Consider the following 26486-nt stretch of genomic DNA (forward strand, 5'->3'; position numbering starts at 1 on the left):
GGAACGGCCAGGTCAGGTGGCGGGCACCGGCTGGGGGGCCGCAGCCAGGGCGGCACCGTCGCCGACGACCGCCTCGGCGCGGGCCGGAAGGGCGGCGAACGCGATGGCCGCACCCACCAGGGTGGCCAGGCCGGCCACCCGGCACCCCGCCGCCATGCCGTGCAGGAAGGCATCGGAGGCGGCGTCCAAGATGGGCTGGCGGGCGAACCCGGGTGCTCGCTTGGCCACCTCCATGGCCGCCACCACCGACTCGCGGGCGATCCCCACGGGCTCGGCCGGGACGCCGAGCTTGGTCAGCGCAGCGGCCACCTGCGGTCCGTAGAGCGAGGAGAAGACCGAACCGACGACGGCGACGCCGAGGGTGCCGCCGATCTCCCTGGTGGTGTCGTTGACCGCCGAGCCGACGCCGGCCTTGTCGACCGGGAGCGAGCCCATGATGGCCTCGGTGGCCGGAGCCGTGGTCAGGGCGAGGCCGCCCGCCATGAGGACCATCGACGGCACGACGGCCGTCCAGTAGCTGGAGCCGCCGTCGAGGAACGAGGCGGCGAGGAAGCCGGCGCTCATCGAGAGCAGGCCGAGGCCCACGATGAGCTTGGTGCCGAACCGCAGGGCCAGCCGGGCGCTGATCGGCGAGATGATCGCAGCGGTGACGGCGAAGGGCAGCGTGTGCACGCCGGCCGACAGGGTGTTGTAGCCCCGCACCACCTGGAAGTACTGGGTCACCAGGAAGATGAAGCCGAACAGGCCGAAGAAGGCGGTGGCCACCGCCAGGCTGGCTGCCGAGAACCGGGCGTTGGAGAAGACCGAGACGTCGAGCATCGGGTCGACCCGGCGCCGCTCCCAGAGCACGAAGCCGGTGAGCAGGGCCGCGGCCCCAGCGAAGCCGGCGAGCGTGACGGTGGAGGTCCAACCGTTGTCGGGCGCCTCGATGACCGTCCACACCAGCAGGGAGATCATGGCGATCGAGACCACGATGCCGACGGGGTCGGGCCGGCCGGCGTGGCGGTCCCGTGAGGTCGGGATCAGCTTCCAGCCCGCCAGCAGGGCGATGGCGACGATCGGCAGGTTGACCAGGAAGATCGAGCCCCACCAGAAGTGCTCGAGGAGGAACCCGCCCGCGAGCGGACCGAGCGCTACGGCGAGGCCGGTCACGCCCGACCAGGCGCCGATGGCCTTGGCCCGCTCGACGGGCTCGTGGAAGACGTTGATGAGGATGGCGAGCGTGGCCGGGAAGATCAGGGCGGCGCCGATGCCCATCGCGGCGCGGGCGGCGATGAGCTGCTCGGCCGAGCCGGACAGCGCCGCGAGCACCGATGTGGCGGCGAACAGGAGCAGGCCCACCTGCATGGTGCCCTTCCGTCCCCGCCGGTCGCCCAGGCTGCCGGCGGCGAGCAGGAGCCCCGCGAACACCAGCGAGTAGGCGTCGACGATCCACTGCAGCTGGCTGGTGCTGGCACCGAGGTCACGGGAGAACGTCACCAGCGCCACGTTGACGATGGTGTTGTCGACCACCACCAAGAAGACGGACAGGCAGAGCACCGCGAGGATCATCCACCGGCGGTCGTGCTGTGGTTCAGTTGCTGGTGCCGTCATGGTTCCCTGCCTTGTAGATCACTGTTCCACAGTTGTAGAACAGTGTTATGGAGTCGTCAACGTGACACCTCGCACACCAACCCCCGCTCCCTCGGCCACCTCGGGGCGCACCCCGGCGGCCGAGGTCGAGGCCGCGGTGCTCGACGCCGCCGAGCGGCTGGTGGCCGACGCCGGCCCCGCCGCGCTCACCATCCGGAAGCTCGCCACCGACGCGCACGTGGCGCCCATGTCGATCTACAACCGCTTCGGCGACAAGGCCGGCGTCCTCGAGGCGCTGTTCACCCGCGGGTTCGAGGAGCTCCACGGCCACACGGGCGCCACCGACCTGATCGGCGGCGACCCTTCGGCTGCCGAAGCGCTCGACCGGCTGCGGACCTGCGCCCGCTCGTACCGGTCGTTCGCCACCCGCTCCCCCGGCACCTACTCGCTGATGTTCGACCGGGCCGCCGCCGACTTCGAGCCCACCGACGCCGCGCTCGAGGTGGCCGGGCGCTCCTTCAACGCCCTCGTCGACCTCGTCGCCCAGGCGCAGCGCGCCGGCGCCCTGGTGGGCGGCAGCCCCGCCGAGGTGGCCCAGCGCCTGTGGGCCAGCCTCCACGGTGCCGTCTCGCTCGAGCTCCGGTCGATCTGCTTCGTCGACGACACCGACGCCCACTTCGACGCCCTCGTCGACACCCTGCTCATCGGCATGGCTCCGGATCGGGGCATCCCCGGGATCGCCGACGTCGTGAACCCGTAGCCGCCGGCCCGCCGGCCCATCGGCGCCGCTGTGCCACGCTGGCGCGGTGCGCGTCGACGTCTTCACGATCTTCCCCGACCTGATCGAGGGGTTCGCCTCCCAGGCGCTGCTCGGCAAGGCCCGAGACAAGGGCGTGCTCGACGTCCGGGCCCACGACCTGCGCGCCGAGACCACCGATCCGCACCGCACGGTCGACGACTCGCCGTTCGGCGGTGGGGCCGGGATGGTGCTCATGGCCGAGCCCGTGTTCGCCGCCGTCGAGGCGGTCGATCCGCCGCGGCCGCTCTTTCTGATGGGCCCCGGCGGCCGGACGCTCGACCAGGCCTTCGCTCGGGAGCTCGCCGCGGGCGACGGCTTCAGCCTGCTGTGCGGGCGCTACGAGGGCGTCGATGCCCGGGTGGTCGATCACCTCGTGGACGGTGAGATCTCCATCGGCGACTACGTGCTGGCCGGTGGCGAGGTGGCGGCGCTGGTGGTGCTCGAGGCGGTGGGCCGGCTCGTGCCCGGGGTGATGGGCAACACCACCTCGGCCGACGAGGAGTCGTTCAGCGACGGCCTGCTCGAGTACCCCCACTACACCCGCCCGGCCACGTTCCGGGGCTGGGACGTCCCCGAGGTCCTCCGCTCCGGCGATCACGGCCGCATCGCCCGCTGGCGGCGCGCCCAAGCCCTGGCCCGAACGGTGCGCGACCGGCCCGACCTCATCGAGGCACGCGGCGGGCTCACCGAAGCCGACCAGAAGGTCCTCGCCGAGTTCGACCTCTCGCCCGGCTGAGGCGCCTCACCGGCGAGGACAGTGCCGTTCCGTGCCTCCACGACCAGGTTCTGCACCGCGACGCGCTGAGCACGGGCCGGGAGCGTCAGGCGTCGTCGTCGGCGGTGGCGGTGGCGCCGAGGAGGCCTTCGGGTGGGTCGACGACCACGCGGTCCGGGAGGCCGGAGCCGTCGGTCACGAACACCGTGGGGATGAGGGTGCCGTCGGCCAGCTCGATCAGGTCGTTGGCCGGGTTGGGGTAGACGCCGGTGACGCTCCCCCACTCGACGCCGTCGGGTGTGACGACGGTGGCGCCCAGCAGCTCGTGGGCCCAGAGGGCGTCATCGTCCTCGATGGGCTCACCCTCGATGACCGAGCCGGTGAGGTCCTCGGCGGCCTCCCGGGTGTCGATCCCCTCGAGCTTGGCGATCCACTTCTGCTGGAACGGACGGATGGCCGCGACCGTGCGAGGGCCCGAGGCCAGGATCCACACCGCCCCGGGCGCAGTGCGCTCGGGGCGGTCAGAGGTGATGACTGCGGTGACCTCGCCGCGCAGGCCGTGGGCCTTGCCGATGCGGCCGATCTCCAGGTTGTCCATCAAGCGGTGGTTCGGTGGTGGCGCCAGGGCGCCGAGCGACCGAAGGTCAGTCGACGAACTCGATGTCGACCTGGGCGCCGTCCTTGACGGCGGCGGCCCGGACGACCGTGCGGATGCTCTGGGCGATGCGCCCGCGCTTGCCGATCACTCGGCCCATGTCGCCATCGCCGACGCGCACGTCGAGCTGGAGGCCGCCACGGCGGCCTTCCGTGGTGGACACGGAGACGGCGTCGGGGTTGTCGACGACCTGCTTGACGACGTACTCGAGCACGGCGACGGCGTTGGGCGCACCCGTGGGCGCGTCCTCGGCCTCGTCCACCTCAGGGGTGGCGTCGGCGTCGGTCACGACTCGGCTCCGGCCGTAGCCGGTGCCTTGGTGCCCTTGAACTCGTCCCAGGCGCCGGAGACCTTGAGCAGGCGCTCGACGGTCTCGGTGGGCTGCGCACCGTTGCGGAGCCACTTGAGGGCCTTCTCGTTGTCGATGAGGATCACCGACGGGTCGAGGCGGGGCTGGTAGGTGCCCACGATCTCGATGAAGCGCCCGTTGCGGGGCGACCGCGAGTCTGCGGCGACGACGCGGTAGGTGGGCTGCTTCTTCTTGCCCATCCGCATGAGGCGGAGCTTGACGGCCACGAGTGGTCTTCTTCCTGTTACTGGTACTTGGGTGAGGACGGGGCCGAGCGGACTCAGGCCGAGGATCAATGGTGGTCGCTGGGCACCCTGCAACGCAAGCGCAGGTCCGCTGACCAGGAGGGCTAGAGGCCCGGGAGCTTGAACTCGGGCTTGGCGCCGGGTCCGGCCGAGGGGGGCAGGGTGAACTTGGGAGCGCCGCCCTTGGGGGTGGTGCGACCGCCGCCGGGCCCTCGATTGCCCTTGCCCTTGCGCTTCTTGCCGCGCCCGCCGAGCATGCCGGCGCCCATGCCCTTCATCATCTTCTGCATCTCGGTGAACTGCTTGAGCAGCGCGTTCACCGCGGTGACATCGACCCCGGCGCCCCTGGCGATGCGGAGCTTGCGGGATCCGTCGATGATCTTCGGGTCTCGCCGCTCCTCGAGCGTCATCGAGTGGATCAGGCCCTCGATCTTCGACAGCTCGCGGTCGTCGATCTCTTGGTTCCGGAGCTCCTTGGGCATGCCCGGCATCATCTTCATGATGCTGCCGAGGTTGCCCATCTTGCGGACCTGGGCCATCTGCTCGAGGAAGTCCTCGAGCGTGAACTGACCCTCGAGCATGCGGTTGGCCGTGGCCTCCGCCTCTTGCTCGTCGAAGGCCTCCTTGGCCTTGTCGATCAGGGTGAGGATGTCGCCCATGCCCAGGATGCGCCCGGCGAGGCGGTCGGGGTGGAACAGGTCGAAGTCTTCGAGCTTCTCGCCGGTGGATGCGAAGGCGATGGGCTTGCCCACCACCTCCTTCACCGAGAGGGCGGCACCGCCGCGGGCATCTCCGTCGAGCTTGGTGAGGATGACGCCGTCGAGCTCGAGGGTCTGGTGGAAGTTCTCGGCCACCGTGACCGCGTCCTGACCGGTCATGGCGTCGACGACGAGGAACGTGTACTTGGGCTTGGTGGCCTGCGAGATGAGGCGCACCTGCTCCATGAGCTCGGCGTCGATGGCCAGGCGGCCGGCGGTGTCGACGATCACGACGTCCTTGCCGAGGCGCTTGGCCTCGGCGATGCACGCCTCGGCCACGGCGACCGGATCACCGGCACCGGAGGCCACGATCTCGTCGTCGGCGGAGAACACCGGGACGTCGACCTGGCTGGCCAGCGTGCGCAGCTGCTGCACGGCGGCGGGGCGCTGGAGGTCTGCGCCCACGAGCATCGGGTTGCGGCCCTGCTGCTTGAACCAGCGGGCGAGCTTGGCCGAGGTGGTGGTCTTGCCCGAGCCCTGGAGGCCGGCCATGAGCACCACCGTGGGCGGCTTGCTCTCGTAGGTGATCTTGATGGTCTCGCCGCCGAGGGTGGCGATGAGCTCCTGGTGGACGATGTCGATGACCTGCGCGGCAGGGTCGAGCGCCGCGTGGAGGTCGGCGCCGATGGCCCGCTCCCGGATGCGGGCGATCAGGCCGCGCACCACCGTGAAGTTGACGTCGGCTTCGAGCAGGGCGAGACGGATCTCGCGGAGGACCTCGTCGACATCGTCCTCGCTCAGGCGGCCCTTGCCGCGGAGCTTCTTGAAGATGCCGTCGAAACGATCAGAGAGTGACTCAAACATGGCGAGTGGCGACTCTACCGGACGGCCCCTCGCGCCCCTCACCCCCAGCGGGTGACGAGGCGGCGGAACGGCCGTCGACGGCCTAGAGGCTCAGGTCCTCGTCTCGCGGGAGGCCGCCCGTGCGGCCCTCGGCGAGGCGCGCGGCCAGGCTGGCGCGCAGCTCGGGACCGGTCTGCGGGGCGATCAGGAGCCCGACGACGATGCCGAGACCGAACAGCAGGCCGCCCTTCACACCGGACAGCTTGAAGAACAAGATGACCGTCCGCAGGGGGAACATCAGGACCTTGAACACGGGGACCTCCAGGTAGGGCGAAGTTGGGTGGGCGCGGCCGCGGGTGCGGTCAGGCCGAGAACAGGGCGTCGACGAACTCGTCGGGGTCGAAGTCGATGAGGTCGTCGGCGGTCTCTCCGAGGCCCACGAGCTTGACGGGGATGCCGAGCTCGGCCTGGATGGCGAAGACGATGCCGCCCTTGGCCGACCCGTCGAGCTTGGTGAGCACCACGCCGGTGACCTCGGTGGCCTCGGTGAACTGGCGAGCCTGCACCAGGCCGTTCTGGCCGGTGGTGGCGTCGAGCACCAGCAGCACCTCGGTGACGTGGCCGGGATCCTTGTCCGCCACCCGGCGCACCTTCTTGAGCTCCTCCATGAGGTTGCTCTTGGTGTGCAGGCGGCCGGCCGTGTCGGCGAGCACGAGGTCGGCGCCCTTGGCGGCCGCCGACTCGATGGCGTCGAAGATGATGGCGCTCGGGTCGCCGCCCTCGGCGCCGCGCACGAGCGTGGCGCCGGAGCGCTCGGCCCAGGTGCCCAGCTGCTCGGCGGCGGCGGCGCGGAAGGTGTCGCCCGCCGCCATGACGACGGTGTGCCCGGCATCGGCCTGGCGCTTGCCGAGCTTGCCGATGGTGGTGGTCTTGCCGACGCCGTTGACGCCGACGAACAGCCACACGTTGGTGCGGCCCTCGTCGAGCTTGAGCGTGCGGTCGGAGCCGGCGAGGCGCTGCTTCATCTCGTCTTTGAGCGCCTCGACGAGCTGATCGCCGGTCTCGAGGCCCTCGTCCTTGACCCGGGCCTTCAGCTGGTCGAGCAGGGCGGTGGCCGGGCCGACGCCGAGGTCGGCGCGGATCAGCGCCTCCTCGAGCTCGTCCCAGGTGTCGGCGTCGATGGTGGTGCGGCCGAGGAACCCGGCGAACGTGGCCCGTGCCCGGGCGATGCGGTCTCGGAACGACGGCCGCTTGGCGGGCGCCTCCGGTTCGACCGGGATGACGACCTCGGGGGCCTCTGGGGCTTCCGGAGCCTCGATCGCCTCGGCGGCTTCGGCCTTCTTGGCCTCGAGCTCCTCCTTGACCTCGGGAGGGACCGTGGGCGCACCGGGCGCCAGCGTGGACTGCCGGACCGATTCGAGCTCGATCGCCTCCTTGCGCTTGCGGGAGGAGATGAGCAGGCCCGCCGCCCCGATCAGGACGACGAGCAGGATGAGGATGGCGATGGCGGCTTCCATGACGGCCCGGAGCCTACCGGCGGGCCCCGGCCCCTCTCGGAGCCGGGACCACGATCAGTTCGCGGGGGCCGTTCCCAGCGTCACCGTGATGTCTCGTTGCTGGCCGTTCTTCTCGACCGTGAGCACGACCGACTCGCCCGGCTGGTGGGTGCGGACCTTGGCGGCCAGGTCGATCATCGAGGCGACGGGCTTGCCGTCGACGGCGATGACCACGTCGTCGGTGGTGAGGCCGGCCTTGGCGGCGGGCGAGCCCGACGACACGGAGGTGACCGCGGCACCGGTGTGGTCGCCGGTGGCGTCGGCGCCCTCGACGCCGAGGAAGCCGGCCTCGGTGGACTGACCGGCGACGATGCGGTCGGCGACCGACTTGGCGATGTCGATCGGGATCGCGAAGCCGATGCCCAGGTTGCCCGTGGAGTTGCCGCCGCCGGTGGCGATGGAGTCGTTGATGCCGATCACCCGGCCGCTGCGGTCGGCGAGGGCGCCGCCCGAGTTGCCGCTGTTGATGGGAGCATCGGTCTGGATGGCGGGGATGACGCCGCCGGGCGTCTCGGCCGAGCGGCCGACGGCGCTGACGATGCCGGCGGTGACGCTCTGGTCGAGGCCGAACGGGCTGCCGATGGCGATGGCGATCTGGCCCACCTTGGTGGTCACGCCGGTGGCGAGGGTGGCGACCGGCATGTTCTTCGGGGGATCGATCTTCACCACGGCGACGTCGGTGGAGGCGTCCTCACCGACGACCTGACCGGTGAGCTTGGTGCCGTCGGCCATGCGGACGCTGACCGTGGAGGCGCCGTCGGTCACGTGCGAGGCGGTGAGGATCAGGCCGCTGGCGTCGTAGATGAAGCCGGAGCCGAGGCCCTTGTCGGTCTCGATCTGCACGACGGCCGGGCCGAGGGCGGCGGCCACCGCTTCGGCCGGTTCCGACGAGCTGCCCTTCACCGGCGGCACCTGCGTCTCGGTGGAGATCGGCGAGGTGGCCACGGGAGCGGACGCGTCGTTCGAGGGGGAGTTGCGGTCGGCGACGAGGGCCCCGACGGCGCCGCCTGCGGATCCGGCGAGCAGCGCGGCGGCGGCCACGACCAGCGCGACGTTGCGGCCGCGGCGGCTCTTCTTCGGCCCAGGGGTCGGTGCTGGCGCCGGCGGCTGGTGGAAGCCGCCGGGCCCGGTGGGCGGCCACGATGGGGGCTGACCGCCGCCGGCGACGGGCGGCGACCCGGCGCTCGGGTACGCCCCCGGACGGGCGACCGGGGCGGGCGGGGGGCCCTGCGGGATCCACGGCGGGGCGGTCGGCGTGGGTCGAGGACCCTGCTGCGGGTACGGCGGGCCCGGCGGGACCCCCGCGGCTGCCGTCGGCGCGGTGGGGGCGCTGGTGGGCGACCACATGGACGGGGGGCGGGGGGTGGGGTCGTTCGACATCGGACCTGCCTTTCGGCGCCGAACCTACGGACCCAGCCCGAAAGTGCCCGTAAACCTCAGCTGGTAGGAGGCTGGGAGCCGGGCCCGCCCGAGCCCTCGATCCCCTGGTCGCTGGGGGCGACCGGAGTGCCGCGGGTGCCCTCGAGCGGCAGCCACAGGGTGAAGGTGGAACCGCCGGCCGGGGTGCCGTCGACGGTGACCGTGCCGCCGTGGTCGTGGACGATCTGCGCCACGATCGCCAGCCCGAGCCCGCTGCGCCCCTCGGCCCGCGCCACCTTCTGGTTGCCGCGCCAGAACCGCTGGAACACCTTCTCGCGGTCCTCCTCGGCGATGCCCGGACCCTCGTCGGTGACCGTGACCCACGCCTGGGTGCCCGCCGTGCCGGTGGCCAGCCAGATCCGGCTGCCCTCGGGGGCGAGGCGCACCGCGTTGGCGAGCAGGTTGGCGACGGTCTGGCGCAGCGCCAGGCGATCGCCGGCCACGACGCCGCCCTGGGTGACGTCGGTGAGCAGCGTGATCGAGCGGGTGGCGGCGATGGCGCTGAACTCGTCGACGGCGTCGTCGACGAGCGGGCCCAGCGCCACGGGTGCCACCTCGCGCGCCGGCGCACCGAGGCGGGCGTAGACGAGCAGGTCGTCGACGAGGCGCGACATGCGCGTGGCGGAGGCGCCCACCAGCTCGGCCACGCGACGCAGCTCGGCCGGATCGGGGTCGGGGTCGGCCAGCGCCACATCGAGGTTCGTGCGGATCACCGCGAGCGGGTTGCGCAGCTCGTGGGAGGCCTCCTGGATGAATCGCTGCTGGCCGGCGAAGGCATCGTCGAGGCGGGTGAGCATGGCGTCGAACGTGTCGGCCAGCTCCTTGAGCTCATCGGGCGGCCCGCGCAGCGCGATCCGGCGCGAGAGATCGGTCGCCTGGATCTCCCTCGCCACGCCGGTGATGCGACCGATGGGGGCCAGCACGCGACCGGCGACGATCCACCCGATCACCAGGCTGGCGAGGAACAAGATGGCGAGGGCGCAGAGGGAGTAGCCGCGCAGCAGCGACAGGGCCCGCTCGTTGGCCAGGGCCTCGACGCTCCGGTAGCTGGCCCGCACCTCGGTGGGCGTCAGGACCACGCCGCCGGGCACCTGGCGCACCGTCGTGATGCGGTAGGTGCGGTACACGTTCTCCTCGTGGAGCCGCGACGCCAGCACGCCGTAGAGGCCGGCCACCATGAACGCGGCGAGGCCGAAGAGGAGCAGCGAGTACAGCGCGGTGAGCCGGAACCGGATGGAACCGGCCCAGTCGGGCAGCCACGACGCGAGCTTCACGGCGCCGCGGGCCGGCCGCGAGAGCGGTTCGCCCTCGTAGGTGGCGGGTCCGTCCTCGGGTTCGACCCCGCCGTTCCCGTGGCCGGCACCCGCGGAGAGGGCCGCAGCCCCGACCTCGCCCTGACCGGGCCGCTCGGCTGCCGGGTTGGGGATGCGACCCGCGGCCTCGGGGCCGTCGCCTCGGGCGTCAGCCATCAGCCGGCTCCGGGGGCGGGGCGAGGAGATCGGAGCGGAGCCGGTAGCCGGCCCCGATGACGGTCTCGATCGGTGCCTCGGCGTCGTCGTCGCGGGTGATCTTCCGGCGCAGCGTGCCGACGGTGACGCGGACCGTGTTGGTGAGCGGGTCGGCGTTCTCGTCCCACACGTGCTCGAGCAGGCGCTCCTGGCTCAGGACCTCGCCGTTGTGGGCCATGAAGTAGCGCAGCAGGGCGAACTCCTTGGCGGTGAGGTCGAGCAGGCGCCCGCGCCGGGTGGCCTCGAACCGCGCGGTGTCGAGCCGAAGCTCCCCGACCACCAGGACCGCACCGGAGCGGCCGCCGTCGCGGCGCAGCAGGCTGCGGACGCGAGCCGAGAGCTCGGTGAAGGCGAAGGGCTTGATCAGGTAGTCGTCGGCGCCCTCGTCGAGGCCGGCGACGCGCTCCCCCACGCCGTCTCTCGCGGTGAGCATCAAGATGCGCGGCGCCGTCTCGTCGTCGAGGGGTGCGAAGGCCGGATCCTCCCGGATGCGGCGGGCCAGCTCCAGCCCGTCGCCGTCGGGCAGGTTCAGATCGAGGGTGACGAGGTCGTACGCCGACACCACCAACCGATCGACTGCTCCCGACACGTCGTTGGCCACGTCGACGGCGTAACCCTCACGCCGAAGGCCCGTCGCCACGGCGTCGGCCAGCTCCGTCTCGTCCTCCACCACCAAGATGCGCACGGCCCGAAACGTACTGGTCGCCAGGGAAACCTCGCCGAAACCGCGCTGCGAGTGCTCTACCTGGGCCACCAGCCTGCCGATGAGCACCCTGGTGGCTTTACGCTGTCCTTCGTCGCGGCCTGCTTGTGTGGTCCGCTACCCCACCTGTAGAGGAGCTCACCCATGACGGACCAGCCGATCAGCGCCGCCAGCACCGCGCTGGCAGCAGACCGACTCGAGCAGACCCTGTTCGAGGTCAAGAAGGTCATCGTCGGCCAGGACCGCACGGTCGAACGTCTCCTCATCTGCCTGCTGGCTCGCGGCCACGCGCTCCTCGAGGGTGTGCCCGGCCTGGCCAAGACGCTCGCGGCCGAGACCATCGCCCGCGTGGTGGGCGGCTCGTTCACCCGCATCCAGTTCACCCCCGACCTGCTGCCCGCCGACGTCATGGGCACCCGGATCTACCGCAGCAGCTCCGAGCGCTTCGACGTGGAGCTGGGCCCGGTGTTCGCCAACTTCGTGCTGGCCGACGAGATCAACCGCGCCCCCGCCAAGGTCCAGTCGGCGCTGCTCGAGGTCATGGCCGAGCACCAGGTGAGCATCGGCGGCCAGACGTTCCCGGTCCCCCAGCCGTTCCTCGTCCTCGCCACCCAGAACCCCATCGAACAGGAGGGCGTGTACCCGCTGCCCGAGGCGCAGCGAGACCGCTTCCTCATGAAGATCGTCGTCGACTACCCCACGCCGGCAGAGGAGGTCGAGATCGTCCAGCGCATGGGCGTGGCGCCGCCGCAGGCCGGCGAGTCGCTGTCCATCGAGGCCCTCGCCGAACTGCAGGACGAGGCCGACAAGATCTTCGTGGCCCGCGAGGTCGTCGACTACGCCGTCAACCTCGTGTTCGCCACCCGTGAGCCCGACCGCTTCGGCATGGCCGACCTGAAGGAGTTCCTCTCCTACGGCGCCAGCCCCCGAGCCAGCCTCGGCCTCATCGCTGCGGGCCGGGCCCTCGCCCTGCTCCGCGGCCGCACCTACGTGCTGCCCCAGGACGTCTACGACGTGGCCCCCGACATCTTCCGCCACCGGCTGGTGCTCTCCTACGAGGCGCTCGCCCGCGACATCACCGTGAACGACGTGCTCGGCCGGATCCTGTCCACGGTCCCGGCGCCTCGGGTGGCGCCGTCGCAGGACCCGTCAGCCCACCAGCCTGCGGCTCCGGCCGGATCGTGGACCACCCACGCACCGGCGGCTCCTGCACCCACCCACGCGCCCACCCACGCTCCCGCGCCGGCCGCCACCGGTTGGGACGAGGCCAGCGCCGCTCCGTCCGCGTGGGTCCCGCCCACGTCCGTGCCCGCGCCGGCACCCGATCAGGCCACCGGGACCGACGGTTCCACCGGCTGGGGCGGTCCCGGGGAAGCCCGCTGACCCATGGCTGCGCCCACCAACGTGCCGCCCCGCACCACCAAGACGGGGCCTGATGAGGTGCTCCGCCGCCTCGATCTGGCGGTGAGCCACAAGCTCGATGGCCTGCTCCACGGCGAGTACCAGGGCCTCGTGCCCGGCCACGGCTCCGAGCTCGGCGAGACCCGCGGCTACCAGCCCGGCGACGACGTGCGCCGGATCGACTGGAACGTCACCGCGCGCTTCCAGGCTCCCTACGTCCGCGACACCATCGCCGACCGCGAGCTCGAGACGTGGGTGGTCGCCGACCTCGGCGCCTCGATGGACTTCGGCACCGCCTGGTGCGAGAAGCGAGACCTCGCCATCTCGGCCGCCGCAGCCGTGGGCTTCTTGACGAACCGCACCGGCAACCGCTTCGGGCTGGTCACCGTGCAGCCGTCGGGCATCCACGTCGTGCCCGCCCGCGGCGGTCGGATGCACCTGATGGGCACGCTCCACCGCCTCACCTCCACGCCGCGAGCCGGCGAGGGCACCATCGACCTGGGCCTCGCCCTCACCCGCACGGCCGCGGTCGCGCGCCGCCGCGGCCTCGCCGTCGTCGTGTCCGACTTCTTGGGCGACCAGGAGCGCTGGCAGCCCGCGCTGCGCCGTCTCGCCGCCCGCCACGAGACCATCGCCATCGAGGTGATCGACCCCCGGGAGCTCACCCTCCCCGACGTCGGCATGCTCGCCCTGGTCGACCCGGCCACAGGTGCCACCCGCGAGGTACCCACTGCGTCTCGCAAGCTGCGCGACAAGTACGCCGCGGCCGCGGTGGAGCAGCGCCTCACCATCTCCGAGGGCATCCGCAAGGCGGGGGCAGACCACCTGGTCCTGCGCACCGACCAGGATTGGCTCCTCGACATCGTTCGATTCGTGGGCTCGCGCCGTGAGCGCGTCCACGCCCGCCGTGCAGGCTGGGAGGCCCGATGACCACGCAGATCCTCGCCATCACGTTCGTCGAGAAGAACCGCTTGTGGTTGCTCCTCGGCGTCGTCGCCCTCGGGGTCTCGTACGTCGTCACGCAGCGCATGCGCAGCCGGTACGCCGTGCGCTTCACCAACCTGGCGCTGCTCGACTCGGTGGCCCCGAAGCGCCCGGGATGGCGCCGGCACCTGCCCGCGGTCTTCATGCTGCTGGCCCTCGCCGGCATGGTCGGGGCCTTCGCCAAGCCCGCCCGCAACACCCGGGTCCCCCGCGAGCGGGCCACCGTCATGATGGCCATCGACACCTCCCTGTCGATGGAGGCCACCGACGTGGCTCCCACCCGGCTCAAGGCCGCGCAGAGCGCAGCGAAGGACTTCGTCAACCTGCTCCCGCCGCGCCTCAACGTGGGCCTGGTCACCTTCAACGGCACCGCCGTCGTGCGGGTGGCGCCCACCCAGGACCGCCAGGAGCTGCTGGCCGCCATCGACCAGCTCCGGCTCGGCGAGCGCACGGCCATCGGCGAGGCCATCTACGCCTCGCTCGACTCCATCAAGGCCGCACCGGTCTCCGCCGACGGCAAGAAGGTCCCGGCGCGCATCGTGCTCATGAGCGACGGCGAGACCACCAGCGGCCGCCCCGACGCCCAGGCCGCCGCCGCCGCCAAGAAGGCGAACGTGCCGATCTCCACCATCTCGTTCGGCACTGCCAACGGCACCATCGACCTGCCCGGCCAGGAGGGTCCCGTGTCCGTGGCCGTCAACCCCGCCGCGCTGGCCAAGATCGCCAACGCCACCGGTGGCACGGCGTTCACGGCCGCCACCCAGGGCGAGCTGAAGAAGGTCTACGAGGACATCGGCTCGTCGGTGGGCTACACCACCGAGCTCAAGGACATCACCGGCGTGTTCGTCGGCGGCTCCCTGTTCGTGCTCTTCCTCGCCGCCGGCCTGTCGCAGCTCTGGTTCAGCCGCCTCCCCTGACGCTCCGGGCCTAGGGTCTGGGTGTGATCAACCTGGGCCCACCGGAGCTCGTGATCGTCGGTCTGATCTTCGGGCTGCCGATCCTCATCGTGGTCGTGGCGGTGGTGCTGATCCTCGGCGCCCGCAACAACAAGAAGAGCACCGAGTACCCGCCCGGGTGGGCTCCCCCGCCCGGCGAGGTCCCGCCTCCCCCACCGCCGCCCGGCCCGTAGACGACGGCCATCTGGGCGGCGGCCCAGCGACAGGGCCGCACGGCCTCGGTACCATCGAGGGATGGCCCTCACCTCAGGCTTCAACCACGTCGCCACCCTCACCAGCGACATGGACCGCACGGTCCGGTTCTACGAGGAGGCGTTCGGCGGCGTCGTCACCTTCGAGGTGGCCAAGCGCGACGACCACCCGTGGATGAAGATCGTCGACATGGGCGGCGGCGCGGCGCTCAACATCTTCGAGGTGCCCGAGGAAGCCCTGATCGGCGAGCGCCGGCGCATCGGCAGCCGAGGCGCCATCGACCACTTCGGCTTCGCCGTGGAGTCGCTCTCGGTGCTCGAAGCCGTCCGGGACCGGCTCGAACCGGCCGGCGCCCAGGAGGTGGGCACCATCCAGCAGCTCGGCGATGAGTGGTCCCTGTTCTTCCGCGGCCCCGACGGCATGGAGCTCGAGGTCTGCTGCCCGGCCTGACGCCAGCAGCGGCCCAGCCCGCCACCTCTTGGCCTCCTCGCTGACAGCCCACTGGTAGCGTCGGCCAGATCAGCACTCGCCGTGCGCGGGAGGAACCATGGACTACTGCTTTCGGCAGGATGCGCCCATCAGCGAGGCGGAAGCCCTGGCCCAAGCGGCCGAGATGGGTTTCCACTCCATCGCCTACGACCTCATCACCGACGAGGACGAGCCGTTGCACTGGCACGAGTTCGACTCGGTCACGTGGGTCATCGATGGGACCGGTGCCTTCGCCGACGCCGACGGCAACCTGACCGAGACGAGCCCCGGCTGTCGGCTCGACGCTCCGGCCGGATGGCTGCACCGCAACCTCGCCGGGCCTCCGATCCGGGTCGTGGTCTCGACGAACCTGCCGGGCGAGCAGTGGACGTCGCCCATCGACAAGGATCCCGCGGACCGCCCCGCCCACCTGGCCCGCTGACCCACCTGGTCGCTGAGCCACGATCGCTCCCATCCAGAGCCGCACCCCTCGCCCTGACCACACGATCGGGAGCACGGGCGCGAACCCGGGTGTACAACGGACGCGCGCCGCCGCCCGGGCGACGCAGCTGCGAGGGAGCGTTCCCATGCCGAGAATGGTCATCACCCATGCCGTTGCCGACGTCGACAGCTGGCTCTCGCACGCCGACGAACGATCCGCCGCCATCGCGGCCTTGGGCGGATCCAACGCGACGGATCACGTCGCCTTCGACGGCAGCAACGTCGTTGCCATCAGCGCCGACGTGGACGATCCCGACGCCATGATGGCGGCCCTGGCCTCGCCCCCGCCCGACGTCGCCGCACTCATGCAGAGCCACGGCGTCATCCAGCCGCTGACCGCCTACGTGGCGAAGTAGCCAAACGAGGCTCTTCACCTTCTCGCTCACGGCCCGTGAGCTGCCGCCAGGTTGCACGGCGGCTTCGGCGGCGAAGACGTCAGCTGGAGATGTCGGCGAACACGAACCGATTGATCTCGATGAAGTCGTGCTCGGCCTCGGGCACCTTGTCTCCGGGAAAGATGGCGTCGACGGGGCACTCGGGCATGCACGCGTCACACGACGTGCACTCATCGGGGTTGATGTAGAGCATCGTGTCGCCGTACACGAACCGCACCTCGTCGTGCGACGGATGGGTGTTCGCCACGTCGCCGTCCTGGGAGTCGCGGCTCACGAGCTGGTCGCCGTCCAGCTCGTAGATGCACTGCACCGGACACACGTCGACGCACGCCTTGTCCTTCGTGTCGAGACACGGACTGGTGATCACATAGGGATCGGCCATGGGTCTGCCCTCCACGATCAGGTCGAGCGCGGCGGCGCCACACATCGAACGAATCGGTCACCTAAGAACTATCCACCGATCGACTCGGGCAAACCTCCGGGGCCGGCTCCGCCCGGGACCCCCTTCAGGTTGCCACGGCGCGACACCACCCTCAAAAGAGCTCCTGGCCTGCTCAGACTGGGGTTCTTACGGTCGCCTCGACCTGCTTGCGGACCCTCCCCATCACCCGCCGGCCAAGCTACGACGGCGGACCACAGGTTGCAGTCTTCAGCTCTTGACCTTCTCACTAACCACTCGGCTGGAGCCGCCAGGCTGCGGGGGATGATGTTTCCGACGCCGCCGTCGAGCCACGGGTAGACCAGAGCACCGCTGACGGGTACGCAAGCTTCTCGGAGTACGACCTCACAGGATGCGAGGTCCTGATCAAGCTCGCCGGGGCGGAGGCTTCCATCGCGCGCTCTATAGCTGTGCTTGGCCGGGACCACCGTGGTCAGATCGGAGGTTTGCCGCCGACTGTCGAGTCGTCGTCTACGGACAGGGCTCGGACGATGTTCATCGTCGTGGCAGCTGTCTGAGCTTGGGCAAGCGCGCCTCCGCTCCACACATTCACCTGAGCGATCACTGACTTGCACAGAAAGTCGACCAGCGCAAGTACCGCGAACGGGAGTGCGAGCAACCATGGAGCCAGACCCCAGTTCCAGCCCCGATCAAGCATGAACAGCAAGACGCCGAGGCCGATCGTCCCGATGCCGATGACGACGGCGTTGATCCACGCGTCGCGCAGGGTCCGAAGTGTCGTCGATCGAGCTCCCTCACGAGCTGACAGTGCTAGCTCAACGCCGCTCAGGACGGTCTCCGCATCGAGTCCCGTATCTGGGTCGGGGGGCTCCTCCAACTTCGCCCGCCTCATAAGCGCGGCCCTCGACGAACGCAGCTTCGAGATGGATTGATCGTTCGAAATCATGCGCAACAGCGGGATGATCCCTTGAGCGTCTTCCCCGCCCCAGGGAGGCTCTCCCACCTCCGCCGCGACCGTGCTCCACAGGTCATCGATGCACCATCGATTGAGGCTCACGCCGATGATCAGCGTCAGAACCAGCAGGACGGGGACCGCGGCCAGCCATGGAACTGCGGCAACAATCGCCTCCTGAGCAGTCACAGCGAGCGACGTCACTGCGGAATACCACCCCAGGGATGCGTTCTCCACGGAATCAGGAGTCAGTGCGATCACCGAAACCACGATCGCCGCCTCGAGCAGTGGCAAGCCCAGAACCGTCACCGCATATCTCGTGCCTTGCATCCGCTGTCCCACGCCGCCTCCCCGCGACCGGCACGATACAGCGCGCAACCGGCGCTGGTCCGCTTGGGACGACCTCCCGCAGGAGCTGCAACTAGCTCTTGACCTTCTCGCTCACGACCCGTGAGCTGCCGCACGCGCTCCCGCCCGCTGCGTTCGAGCGCCTGTGCGTGCGCCTACTGACGGAGGCAGGGTGTACGGACGACGCCCGAGGCGTGACCAGAACTGTGTCCTGGCGATTCAGCTTCTCGGTTCGGCCACGAAGCTGGGCCAACAGAAGGCGAAGAATCTCGTCCACATATGTCGTGGAGTGGGTCGCCCTGCTCGTAGAGACACGACACGAGCCGATGCTCCGTGCCGACCTCCTGATCAATCCTCTCAACCTCTTCGTTGGCCGCCTCGGCAACTCTTACGGCGGGGGCCAGCAGCTCTCGGGCACTCCCCTCCTGCGGTGTCTGAATCGCAGCAGCCCATGAGGGCCAGCGGTCCGTTCACCGATACCCCAAAGTTCGCCAACCAGCCTGCGTACCGCCTCGTCAAGCGGCTTGCGTGTGGTGGGCGCTGTTGTCTTGCGTCACAATCCGCCTCCACCTTCATCGTGCCTGGTCGATCGGGACCCTAGCGAGTTGTCTGGACCCTGCCACCACGAACCCCCGACATCTGCCTCGTAATGGTCCAGGGCGGAGCCGCTGGACCACGAGTGCGACCTACCACTCGCACCCAGGGGCAGGGGTCTGGCACGACGGCGGGTGGCCCAGCAGCCAACTGCTACGCATCGCAAGGCGGACTCTCGGAAGGAGCCGACGATGCCGACGCCGTGTCCTCCCGCTGAGCCTGCTGTCTTGTGGACGAGAACGCTCAGCGGCCGTTCTAGCTTGGCCGAAAGGCCGTAACGCTCAGCGGGTCGTTCGGATCAACGTCCAGGTCGAACAACTCCGAGGCCAACAGAAGCGCAACCCCAATAGAGGCCTCAGCCTCATCCTTCGTCGGATGACTGTTCCGATGGATTGCAGCATTCCTGGCCTTCACCGTCTGTGTCAGTGCGTCTGGAAGGACATGGCCACACTTGCTCACAATCTTTTGCAGTCGGCCCAAGGTCCAGTTCTCGCCAAGGATGGCGGCCTGCGCAGCCTCGCCCAGCCCGCTCAACTCGGACTCGAATAGCTGCTGCATCAGAAGCTCAATCGCCGTACACGCTTGGATCAGGGAGAGCCGATACTGGTAACCGAGGAGGGCCATTCGCGCATCGGCGATCAGCGAGAACTCATCGGGCATGCTGACATTTCGGGCCGCCAGGGATAGCACCGTCTCCCACTGGTCGCGGGTCAGCGCTTGCATGTGTGTGTTCGAGGCGCCGACTGTGATCCGATCCATTCGGGTGATCGGCCCATCTCGCTCTGCGTCGTAACCGTGAAGGTGAAGGCCTTCGGCCTCGAAGACCAACGAGGTGCTCGACAACTCGCTGTCGACGGGTTGGGTGATCAGGAAACGCACCCAAGCCCTGACCATGGAAAACCAGCCGTTCATCCCAGCGAGGATGGCGTCCACCTCAACGCTGTCAGAAGAACGACCCCACACCACATGGGCGGCCAAATTCCCTGCCGACATCTCAGGCCATGCATCGTCAGTTACGGGTACCAAACCAAAGTCCAAAGCCATCTCGTGCACCCAGAACGAATCGAACGATCCGTCGACTCTCCAACGGTTGACGTTGGCCCAGGGATGGAAGGCCTCCAACAGGTCACCCTCCTCGATCTGCCCCCGCCAGAGGGGTAGATGAGATATCTGGTCAGCACGGAGTCCCGAGATGGTCGGAGGCTCAGAACTGGGTTGGTCTTCACCATGCGGCTTGATTCTCGGAAGTACCACCGTGCAATCAATGCCACCAATCTGTGTTGGGATGGACACCCCGACACAGCCAGCCTCGAACCCAATCGGACTCGGCAGCCGATAGTGGCCGACTATGCGCGGCGCCTTACTACTTGCTGTCACGTCTACCGGTCTCCGTCTCAGTCCGTTGAGAACACATTGCCGTGTCGGTGGTGGGCGCAGAGGGACTCGAACCCCCGCCGTCGCCTTGTATGGTCCAGGGCGGAGCACCGGACCATCGAGTGCGAGCTACGGCGAGCACGCAAGGGCAGTGCTCTGACCGTTCGATCCGCTGCGCTACGGTGCCGTCCGTCAACACCCGCAAGGTGCTGACGGACAGGGAGGCAGCTTGCTGCCGACCGTCAGCTCTTGACCTTCTCGCTGACCACTCGGCTGGAGCCACCAGGTTGCATGGTGACGCCGTAGAGGCAGTCGGCGGCTTCCATCGTGCGCTTCTGGTGGCTCACGATGATCAGCTGCGCCTCGGCGCGGAACTCGTGGACCAGGTCGAGGAAGCGGTGGAGGTTCACGTCGTCGAGCGCGGCCTCGACCTCGTCCATCACGTAGAAGGGGCTGGGGCGGGCCCGGAACACGGCGAACAGGTACGCCAGGGCGGTGAGCGAGCGCTCGCCGCCCGACAGCAGCGACAGCTTCCGGACGTTCTTGCCCGACGGCCGGGCCTCGACCTCGATGCCGGTGGTGAGCAGGTTCTCCGGGTCGGTCAGCTTGAGCCGGCCCTTGCCGCCGGGGAACAGGGTCTCGAACAGGTCCTGGAAGTTCTGGGAGACGTCGGCGAAGGCCGAGGCGAACACGCTGACGATCTCGGCATCGATGGCCTTGATGACCTTCGACAGATCGCGCCGGGCGCTCTTGACGTCTTCGAGCTGGCCCTGCAGGAACTCGTGGCGCTCCTGGAGCGCCTGGAACTCCTCGAGGGCGAGCGGGTTGATCGGGCCCATGATCCGGAGGTCCCGCTCGAGCTCGCGGACCCGGGCCGTGGCGGACACGCCCTCGGCCAGCTCGGGGGCGGGCGCGGCGATGGCGGTGTCGGGCTCGCAGTCGAGATCGCGCCGGAGGGCCTCGACGGCGGTCTCGAGCCGCAGGCGGATCTCGGCATCGTCGAGCTCGACGCGCTGCACCCGCTCGCGCAGCTCGGTGAGGTCGCGCTCGGCGGCCTGGCGCTCCTTGCGGAGGCCGTCGAGCCGGGCCGACACCTCCCGGGTGGCCTCGGACTGGCGGCGGCGGCGGTCCCGCAGCCCCTGCAGCTCGCCTTCGACCACCTCGAGGCGCGACGCCACGTAGGCCCGGAGCCGGCCGGTGGCGGTGGCGCGGCGGTCGAGCTCGACCCGGCGCCCCTCGGCCTGCTCGCGCTCGACGGCGTGCTTGGAGAGCCGCTCGTCGAGCTCGGCGGCCCGGTTCTTCAGGAACTGGCGGCGCTCGTCGAGGCCCGCGGCGCGGACGCCGAGGTCGTTGCGGATCGCGGCGACGGCGGTGACGCGCTCGTCGAGTCGGGAGCGAGCCTCGGCCATGGCCCGGCCCTGCTCGGCCAGGTGGGCCTCCTCGGCTTCGAGGGTGGGCAGGCGGGCCTCGAGCTCGGCTTGGCGGTCGGCGTCGCGCCGGGCCCGGTCGGCGAGCTCGACGGCCTGGGTGCGGAGCGTCTCGGCCTCGGCCACGGCATCGGTGTGGTCGCGCCGGGTGCGGGCCAGCGCTTCACTGGATGCCCGGAGGCCGTTGGCGTTCTGGTCGACGGCCCGGCTGGCATCGGCCTCGGCGGTGCGGGCGGCGTCGTGGGCCGCCTTGGCCTGCTGGGCGGCCTCCTTGGCGGCGGCGGCCTCGGTGACGGCCTGCGCCGCGCTAGCCTCGGCCTCGGTGAGCGCCGCACCGGTGGCCCCCGACCCGGCCGCGCCGACGCGCCAACCGGAGGGACCGAACCGGTCGCCGTCGGGCGTGACCACGACGACCGACGGGTTCGCCAGGGCGACGTCGACCGCCTCGGTCCACGTGTCGGCGACGATCGCACCGCCGACCAGCGCGTCGAGCAGCTCGTCGACGCCTGGGCGGGTGCCGCGGACGTGGGAGCGCAGCCCGGCTCCGGGAGCGGGAGACGACGGCGTGGCTCGGGTGGCGCCGAGGGCGAGCACGGCACCGGAGGCGTCGCCCGATCGCAGCTCGGCCAGCGCGGCCCGGGCGGTCTCGACCGACTCGACCACGACGGCGGCGACGGCATCGGCGACGGCGGCCTCGAACGCGGCCTCCCAGCCCGGATCGACGTCGACCACATCGAGCAGCGTGCCGACGATCCCCTCCACGCCGGCCAGGCGCTCGGCGCCGGCCTTGGCGCGGGCCTGGTCGAGCGCCAGGGCGAGGGCTTCAGCCCGGGCGGTCCACGAGTGCACGGCGGCGTCGGCGCCCCGGCGGGCCTCGTCGGCCTGGTCGACGGCGGCGGAGGCCGCGGCGCGAGCAGCGGCGGCGTCGGTGCGGGCCTGGCCCAGCGCGGCGGTGGCGGACTCGGCGTCGGCGACGGCCAGCTCGAGGCGCTCGGCCTCGGCGGCCAGGCGGGCGATGCGGGCGTCGAGCGCCTCGATGCGCTCGTTGGCGCGCTTGGACTCGGTGGCGCTGCGCTCGACGGAGGCCCGTACGGCCTGCAGCTCGCCGCGCACCTCAGCCGCCGCACCCGTGGGGGTGGCCACGCCCTCGGCCCACTCGCGGCCGAAGTCCTGGTGCGCCAGCTCGAGGTCGGCCTCGGCGCGCTCGAGCTCCTTGCTGGCCGGATCGAGATCGGCGGCCAGCTCCTCGACGTCGGCCAGCTCGCGGGCCAGGCGGGCCGCATCGGCCTCGAGGCTGGCGACCACGGCCTGGTCGACGGACGCGCCCCGGTCGCGCTCGATGCCGCGCTCGCGCTCGGTGAGGACGGCCACCAGGCCGCGCGCCCGCTCGCGCAGCGACTCGAAGCGGACGAGGGCGTCGCCCAGATCGTCGCCGCCCATGGCGGACAGCGAGGCCTCGGTGGCGATGACATCCGCGTCGAGGCGGCGCAGCGACGCGCGCAGATCTCGTTCGGCGGCGTCGAGCTCGGCGCGGGTGCGCGCTCCGTGCTCCATGCGCGAGCGCAGCCGGGCGATCTCGAGCCCGGCCAGGTGCAGCCGCAGGGCGGTGAGCTCGGTGACGACGGCGCCGTGGCGGCGGGCGGCATCGGCCTGCTTCTCGAGCGGCCGGAGCTGGCGGCGCACCTCCCGGAGCAGGTCTTGGAGGCGGGTGAGGTTGGCCTCGGTGGAGTTGAGCCGGCGCTCGGCCTTCTCCTTGCGCCGCCGGAACTTCAGCACGCCGGCGGCCTCTTCGATGATGAGGCGGCGGTCCTCGGCGCGGGCGTTGAGCACGGCGTCGATCTGGCCCTGGCTGATGATCACGTGCTGCTGGCGACCCACACCCGAGTCGGAGAGCAGCTCCTGGATGTCGAGCATGCGGCACGGCACGCCGTTGATGGCGTACTCGCTGTCTCCGTTGCGGAACAGGATCCGGGTGATGGTCACCTCGGAGAACTCGATGGGCAGCAGGCCGGAGGTGTTGTCGATGGTGAGGGCGACCTCGGCGCGGCCGAGCGCCTGGCGCTTCTGGGTGCCGGCGAAGATGACGTCGTCCATCTTCTGGGACCGGACCGCACTGGGCGCCTGGGCGCCGAGCACCCAGCTGATGGCGTCGACGACGTTCGACTTGCCGCTGCCGTTCGGGCCCACGACCACGGTGACGCCCGGCTCCATCACCAACGTGGTCGAGTCGGCGAACGACTTGAACCCCTTGATGGACAACGACTTCAGGAACACCGGCTACTCCAGGACTCGGGCCGAGTCCGGTGACACTACCCGTCGGCTCGCACCCCTCTTCCGCCTCGCAGGTCAGGCCCGGTTCGACCGGCCCTCCGGGACCCGAGCGAGGGCCCAGCGCGACGGCACCGAGGCCGGGCACCGGGCCGGTGATCGGGGCGGGCTGGACGCCGATCAGCCCGAGGTGACGTCGAGCAGCTCGCAGGAGCCCTGGACGACCCCTTGCGCGGGGACGAGGACCTTGGCCGTCCCGGTGCCCCCGGGCGGCACCAGCGCGGTGTCGGCCGCGGCCCGGGCGAACTCGACCCCATCGGGATCGACGAGCGCCGCCGACACGTGGAACGTGCTGGCCGGCCCCGACCGGTTGGTGACCGTGACGGTGGCCAGCACGCCGCCCTCGGCGCGCCGGCAGGTGGTCAGCTCGCCGGCGCCGACGGCCCCGGTGGCCTGGCGCGGCGGCTGGGTGGTGGTGGGCGCGGCCGTCGTCGTGGTGGTGGGCGGCGCCGTGGTGGTGGGAGCCGCCGTGGTCGACTCGATGGGCACCGTGACAGGGGGCGACGACGAGATCTCGGGTTTGTCGTCGGGGCGCGTGAACACCCACACGCCGGCGACGAGCAGGCCCAAGAGGGCGAGGACGGCAACGAGCTCGGGGATCCAGCCCAGCCGGGCGGGACCGCGAGGCGCACGGGCCGGCGTGGTCTCGGACGGCGGTGGAGGCGGGGCGTGACCGCCGCGCTCGAAGCCCGGCAGAGTGGTCAGGTGCCCACCGGTGCCGACGGTGCCCGCCGCTGCGGCGGTGGCCGCGGAGGTGGCGGCGGCGGCGGCCACCGCCAGAGGCGGCGCCTCGGCGTCATCGGCCTCGGCCCCGTCGGTCAGGTCGATCACATCGGGCTCGGGCACCTCGGCGCCCGAGGTCCGGTCCATCACCACGAGGGTGCGGCCGTCGCTGGAGACGGCCGCGCTCTGGTCCGGACCGAGCAGCACCGGCTCGCGCAGGCCGGCGACGACGCGCGTGCGCCCGGCGAGGCAGGCGATGGTGGCGCCGCCGTCGGGCTCGGCCACCGCCTGGAAGCGACCCCGAGGCGTCGACACGATGGCGGGGCCGACGTGGACCTCGTGGCGCCACGGGCTGCGCCGGCGCCCGGCCGAGAACCACAGCTGCCCCTGGTCGAGACGGGTGACGAGGGCGGGCTCGCCGCCGGGGGCCCGCACCTGTTCGCGGGTCCACGACGACCATGGCGCGACCCGGGTGACCGCCCCGTCGGGGTCGGTCAGCGTGATCGGTTCAGTTGCCCCGGTCGGCTCGGATCCCTCCGAGCCACCGGTCCCCTGCCTGCTGCCGCTTGCCACGGTGCGTGACCTTAGCTCAGCTTTCGACTCGGAGCGTGAGTTCGTTCAGGGTATTTCGTGGCACGGCACGCTCCGTCAGCGCATGCTCTCGCAGCGTGATGACGGTGGCGCGGACGCGCCGGACCAAGCGGCCGGCTGCTGCCGACCGCCGCGAGCCCCGACCGGCCTCAGACCTGGCAGTCCTCGCACAGGTACACGGTCTTGCCGCCCATGCGGACCTTCGAGACCACACCCCGGCACCGGCGGCACGCCTTGCCGTCGCGCTCGAAGACCTGGAGCTCGTTGGTCCAACCGCCGGGCTTGCCGGCGAGATCGGCGTACTGGCCGTCGGAGGTGGTGACGCCGCGGTGCTTGGCGGCCTCGTGGAGCGTCTCGACGACAGCACGGTAGAAGCGGCGGATCTCCTGCGTGGACAGCGACGACACCTCGCGGTCGGGACGGAGGCCCGACTGGTGGAGGATCTCGTCGGCGTACACCGGACCGATGCCCGCGATGACCGTGCGGTTCAACAGGAGGGCACGCAGCTTGGTGTCGCGGTGGCGGAGCATGCGCTCGCCGAACACGGTCCAGGAGACGGGCTCATCGAGGATGTCGACCCCGAGCTCGGCGAGCTCGGGCACGGCTTCGGCCAGCTGGTCGAACGGCACCACGAACAGCTCGAGGTTGCCGGTGTCGTCGAGCGCCCGGAGCTGGCCGCCCTGGGTGAAGGTGATGGACACCTTCGTGCGCTTGTCGACCGCCTCCTTGGCCGCCTGCCGGCGGAGCTGGCCGCCGTTCTGGATGTCGATGACCAGCGCGTCGCCGGTGTCGAGCTTGGTCACGAGGAGCAGGTCCCGGCGGACGACGCCGGTCACCTTGGCCCCCTCGAGGAGGGTGGTGAACTGCTTCTTGTTGGTGTGGCGAGGGATGGCCCCGGAACCGGGGACCTCGACGGTCTTGATCCGCTTGCCACCGATGTCGCGGTCCAGGTCCCGGCGAAGGGTCTCGAGCTCCGGCTGTTCAGCCATGGGTTGCTTCCTCTCGTGCGGGGATGTCCCCGTGTTCGTGGTCGAGCCGCTGCCAGGTCTCCTTGGCTGCGGCTTGCTCCGCCTGCTTCTTCGATCTTCCGACGCCGACGCCCATCAGCACGCCGTCGAACACGACGACCGCTTCGAAGGTCTTGTCGTGCTCGGGCCCGTGCTCCGTGATGCGGAACTCCACCGATCGGTTCGGCTCGCTGGCCGCCAGCTCGTGCAGGCGGCTCTTGTGGTCGGGCGCGCCGGCCGTGGCCAGGCGGGGCGCCACCAGGCGAGCGACGAGCTCGCCTGCGGCTGCGATCCCGCCATCGAGGTACACCGCACCGATGACCGCCTCCATGGCGTCGGCCAGGATCGACGGGCGGTTGCGCCCGCCGGAGGAGTTCTCGCCCTTGCCGAGCAGGAGCACCTCGCCGAGCGACAGCTCGACGGCCATCTCGGCCAGCGCGGGCGCGCACACCACCGCGGCCCGGACCCGCGACAGCTGGCCCTCACCGGCCTCGGGGAGCAGCGCGTAGATGTCGTCGGTGACCACCATGCCGAGCACGGCGTCGCCCAGGAACTCGAGGCGCTCGTTCGACTCGTAGCCGGCGTTCTCGGCGCACCACGACCGGTGCGTCAGGGCCTGGCCCAGGAGGTTGGGGTCGACGAAGCCGTGCCCGAGGCGCTCGCAGAACGCGGCGAGCCCAGCGGGCGAGATGGGATGGAACGTGGGGGCAGGCACCTCCGGCGCGACCCGCGCGGAACGACGCTCGGCCTCGCCGGCGCCTTCTACGCCGGGCGCGCCAGTCA

General features: G+C 70.9%; 26 protein-coding genes. 9 read left to right on the forward strand and 17 right to left on the reverse strand.

Translation table 11 applies throughout. From position 1 onward, the window contains the following. Nucleotides 1-12 precede the first annotated feature (12 nt). Complete coding sequence (locus tag ACPPVX_RS01855; RefSeq protein WP_426573181.1) at nt 13-1551, reverse strand: MFS transporter; 1539 nt, start codon at nt 1549-1551, stop codon at nt 13-15. A 103-nt stretch (nt 1552-1654) separates the two neighbouring features. Between ACPPVX_RS01855 and ACPPVX_RS01860 the strand changes: the two genes are divergently transcribed. After that, on the forward strand, nt 1655-2332 hold the full coding sequence (locus tag ACPPVX_RS01860) for a TetR/AcrR family transcriptional regulator (protein WP_426573182.1): 678 nt from the start codon (nt 1655-1657) through the stop codon (nt 2330-2332). 46 nt (nt 2333-2378) lie between these two features. Beyond that, a complete protein-coding gene (trmD, locus tag ACPPVX_RS01865) occupies nt 2379-3107 on the forward strand; it encodes a tRNA (guanosine(37)-N1)-methyltransferase TrmD (RefSeq protein ID WP_426573183.1) in 729 nt (242 codons plus the stop codon). An 85-nt stretch (nt 3108-3192) separates the two neighbouring features. Here the strand turns inward: trmD and rimM are convergent, their stop codons facing one another. The 9 genes from rimM to ACPPVX_RS01910 form a co-directional block, all read right to left on the reverse strand. Continuing rightward, the gene (rimM, locus tag ACPPVX_RS01870) at nt 3193-3684 is read right to left on the reverse strand and encodes a ribosome maturation factor RimM (protein WP_426573184.1); all 492 of its coding nucleotides are present in this window, start codon (nt 3682-3684) and stop codon (nt 3193-3195) included. Nucleotides 3685-3730: 46 nt separating this feature from the next. Next, entirely contained in the window at nt 3731-4030 is a 300-nt protein-coding gene (locus ACPPVX_RS01875; protein WP_426573185.1) for a KH domain-containing protein, read from the reverse strand. Next, nucleotides 4027-4317, reverse strand: a complete 291-nt coding sequence (gene rpsP / locus ACPPVX_RS01880) for a 30S ribosomal protein S16 (RefSeq protein ID WP_426573186.1) — start codon at nt 4315-4317, stop codon at nt 4027-4029. Before rpsP ends, ACPPVX_RS01875 begins: the two co-directional genes overlap by 4 nt. Nucleotides 4318-4439: 122 nt before the next feature. Continuing rightward, the gene (gene ffh / locus ACPPVX_RS01885; RefSeq protein WP_426573187.1) at nt 4440-5897 is read right to left on the reverse strand and encodes a signal recognition particle protein; all 1458 of its coding nucleotides are present in this window, start codon (nt 5895-5897) and stop codon (nt 4440-4442) included. 82 nt (nt 5898-5979) lie between these two features. Next, on the reverse strand, nt 5980-6189 hold the full coding sequence (locus tag ACPPVX_RS01890) for a hypothetical protein (RefSeq protein WP_426573188.1): 210 nt from the start codon (nt 6187-6189) through the stop codon (nt 5980-5982). A 49-nt stretch (nt 6190-6238) separates the two neighbouring features. Beyond that, nucleotides 6239-7393 carry a signal recognition particle-docking protein FtsY gene (gene ftsY, locus ACPPVX_RS01895; RefSeq protein ID WP_426573189.1) on the reverse strand — a complete coding sequence of 385 codons (1155 nt, stop codon included), beginning with the start codon at nt 7391-7393 and terminating at the stop codon, nt 6239-6241. A gap of 54 nt (nt 7394-7447) precedes the next feature. Next, on the reverse strand, nt 7448-8812 hold the full coding sequence (locus ACPPVX_RS01900) for a S1C family serine protease (RefSeq protein WP_426573190.1): 1365 nt from the start codon (nt 8810-8812) through the stop codon (nt 7448-7450). Between the two features lie 56 nt (nt 8813-8868). Then, on the reverse strand, nt 8869-10320 hold the full coding sequence (locus ACPPVX_RS01905) for a sensor histidine kinase (RefSeq protein WP_426573191.1): 1452 nt from the start codon (nt 10318-10320) through the stop codon (nt 8869-8871). Then, a complete protein-coding gene (locus ACPPVX_RS01910) occupies nt 10313-11044 on the reverse strand; it encodes a response regulator transcription factor (protein WP_426573192.1) in 732 nt (243 codons plus the stop codon). Before ACPPVX_RS01910 ends, ACPPVX_RS01905 begins: the two co-directional genes overlap by 8 nt. Before the next feature lie 162 nt (nt 11045-11206). On the opposite strand from ACPPVX_RS01910, the gene ACPPVX_RS01915 reads away from it, so the two are divergent. From ACPPVX_RS01915 to ACPPVX_RS01945, 7 genes are all read left to right on the forward strand, one after another. After that, nucleotides 11207-12445 carry an AAA family ATPase gene (locus tag ACPPVX_RS01915; RefSeq protein WP_426573193.1) on the forward strand — a complete coding sequence of 413 codons (1239 nt, stop codon included), beginning with the start codon at nt 11207-11209 and terminating at the stop codon, nt 12443-12445. Between the two features lie 3 nt (nt 12446-12448). Beyond that, on the forward strand, nt 12449-13393 hold the full coding sequence (locus tag ACPPVX_RS01920; RefSeq protein WP_426573194.1) for a DUF58 domain-containing protein: 945 nt from the start codon (nt 12449-12451) through the stop codon (nt 13391-13393). Continuing rightward, nucleotides 13390-14364 (forward strand): VWA domain-containing protein, encoded by a 975-nt coding sequence (locus ACPPVX_RS01925; RefSeq protein WP_426573195.1) that lies wholly within the window; start codon nt 13390-13392, stop codon nt 14362-14364. The genes ACPPVX_RS01920 and ACPPVX_RS01925 overlap by 4 nt, the downstream gene beginning before the upstream one ends. Nucleotides 14365-14387: 23 nt before the next feature. Continuing rightward, complete coding sequence (locus tag ACPPVX_RS01930; RefSeq protein WP_426573196.1) at nt 14388-14576, forward strand: hypothetical protein; 189 nt, start codon at nt 14388-14390, stop codon at nt 14574-14576. A 61-nt stretch (nt 14577-14637) separates the two neighbouring features. Next, nucleotides 14638-15045 carry a VOC family protein gene (locus ACPPVX_RS01935; protein ID WP_426573197.1) on the forward strand — a complete coding sequence of 136 codons (408 nt, stop codon included), beginning with the start codon at nt 14638-14640 and terminating at the stop codon, nt 15043-15045. A gap of 97 nt (nt 15046-15142) precedes the next feature. Then, nucleotides 15143-15505: a hypothetical protein gene (locus ACPPVX_RS01940; protein ID WP_426573198.1), complete on the forward strand. Its 363-nt coding sequence runs from the start codon at nt 15143-15145 to the stop codon at nt 15503-15505. Nucleotides 15506-15650: 145 nt separating this feature from the next. Next, the gene (locus ACPPVX_RS01945; RefSeq protein ID WP_426573199.1) at nt 15651-15920 is read left to right on the forward strand and encodes a hypothetical protein; all 270 of its coding nucleotides are present in this window, start codon (nt 15651-15653) and stop codon (nt 15918-15920) included. Between the two features lie 79 nt (nt 15921-15999). Here ACPPVX_RS01945 and ACPPVX_RS01950 read toward each other — a convergent pair whose 3' ends face one another. From ACPPVX_RS01950 to rnc, 7 genes are all read right to left on the reverse strand, one after another. Beyond that, on the reverse strand, nt 16000-16341 hold the full coding sequence (locus tag ACPPVX_RS01950; RefSeq protein ID WP_426573200.1) for a 4Fe-4S dicluster domain-containing protein: 342 nt from the start codon (nt 16339-16341) through the stop codon (nt 16000-16002). A gap of 490 nt (nt 16342-16831) precedes the next feature. Then, nucleotides 16832-17620, reverse strand: a complete 789-nt coding sequence (locus ACPPVX_RS01955; RefSeq protein WP_426573201.1) for a hypothetical protein — start codon at nt 17618-17620, stop codon at nt 16832-16834. Between the two features lie 888 nt (nt 17621-18508). Beyond that, complete coding sequence (locus ACPPVX_RS01960) at nt 18509-19375, reverse strand: hypothetical protein (protein ID WP_426573202.1); 867 nt, start codon at nt 19373-19375, stop codon at nt 18509-18511. Nucleotides 19376-19869: 494 nt separating this feature from the next. Next, nucleotides 19870-23328 (reverse strand): chromosome segregation protein SMC, encoded by a 3459-nt coding sequence (gene smc, locus ACPPVX_RS01965; protein ID WP_426573203.1) that lies wholly within the window; start codon nt 23326-23328, stop codon nt 19870-19872. Between the two features lie 174 nt (nt 23329-23502). Beyond that, on the reverse strand, nt 23503-24540 hold the full coding sequence (locus tag ACPPVX_RS01970) for a hypothetical protein (RefSeq protein ID WP_426573204.1): 1038 nt from the start codon (nt 24538-24540) through the stop codon (nt 23503-23505). Between the two features lie 305 nt (nt 24541-24845). Continuing rightward, a complete protein-coding gene (locus ACPPVX_RS01975) occupies nt 24846-25685 on the reverse strand; it encodes an Fpg/Nei family DNA glycosylase (protein ID WP_426573205.1) in 840 nt (279 codons plus the stop codon). Then, nucleotides 25678-26418 (reverse strand): ribonuclease III, encoded by a 741-nt coding sequence (gene rnc, locus ACPPVX_RS01980; RefSeq protein WP_426573206.1) that lies wholly within the window; start codon nt 26416-26418, stop codon nt 25678-25680. The genes ACPPVX_RS01975 and rnc overlap by 8 nt, the downstream gene beginning before the upstream one ends. Between the last annotated feature and the right edge of the window lie 68 nt (nt 26419-26486).

Source organism: Aquihabitans sp. McL0605, assembly GCF_049993875.1.
Taxonomy (GTDB): domain Bacteria; phylum Actinomycetota; class Acidimicrobiia; order Acidimicrobiales; family Iamiaceae; genus Aquihabitans.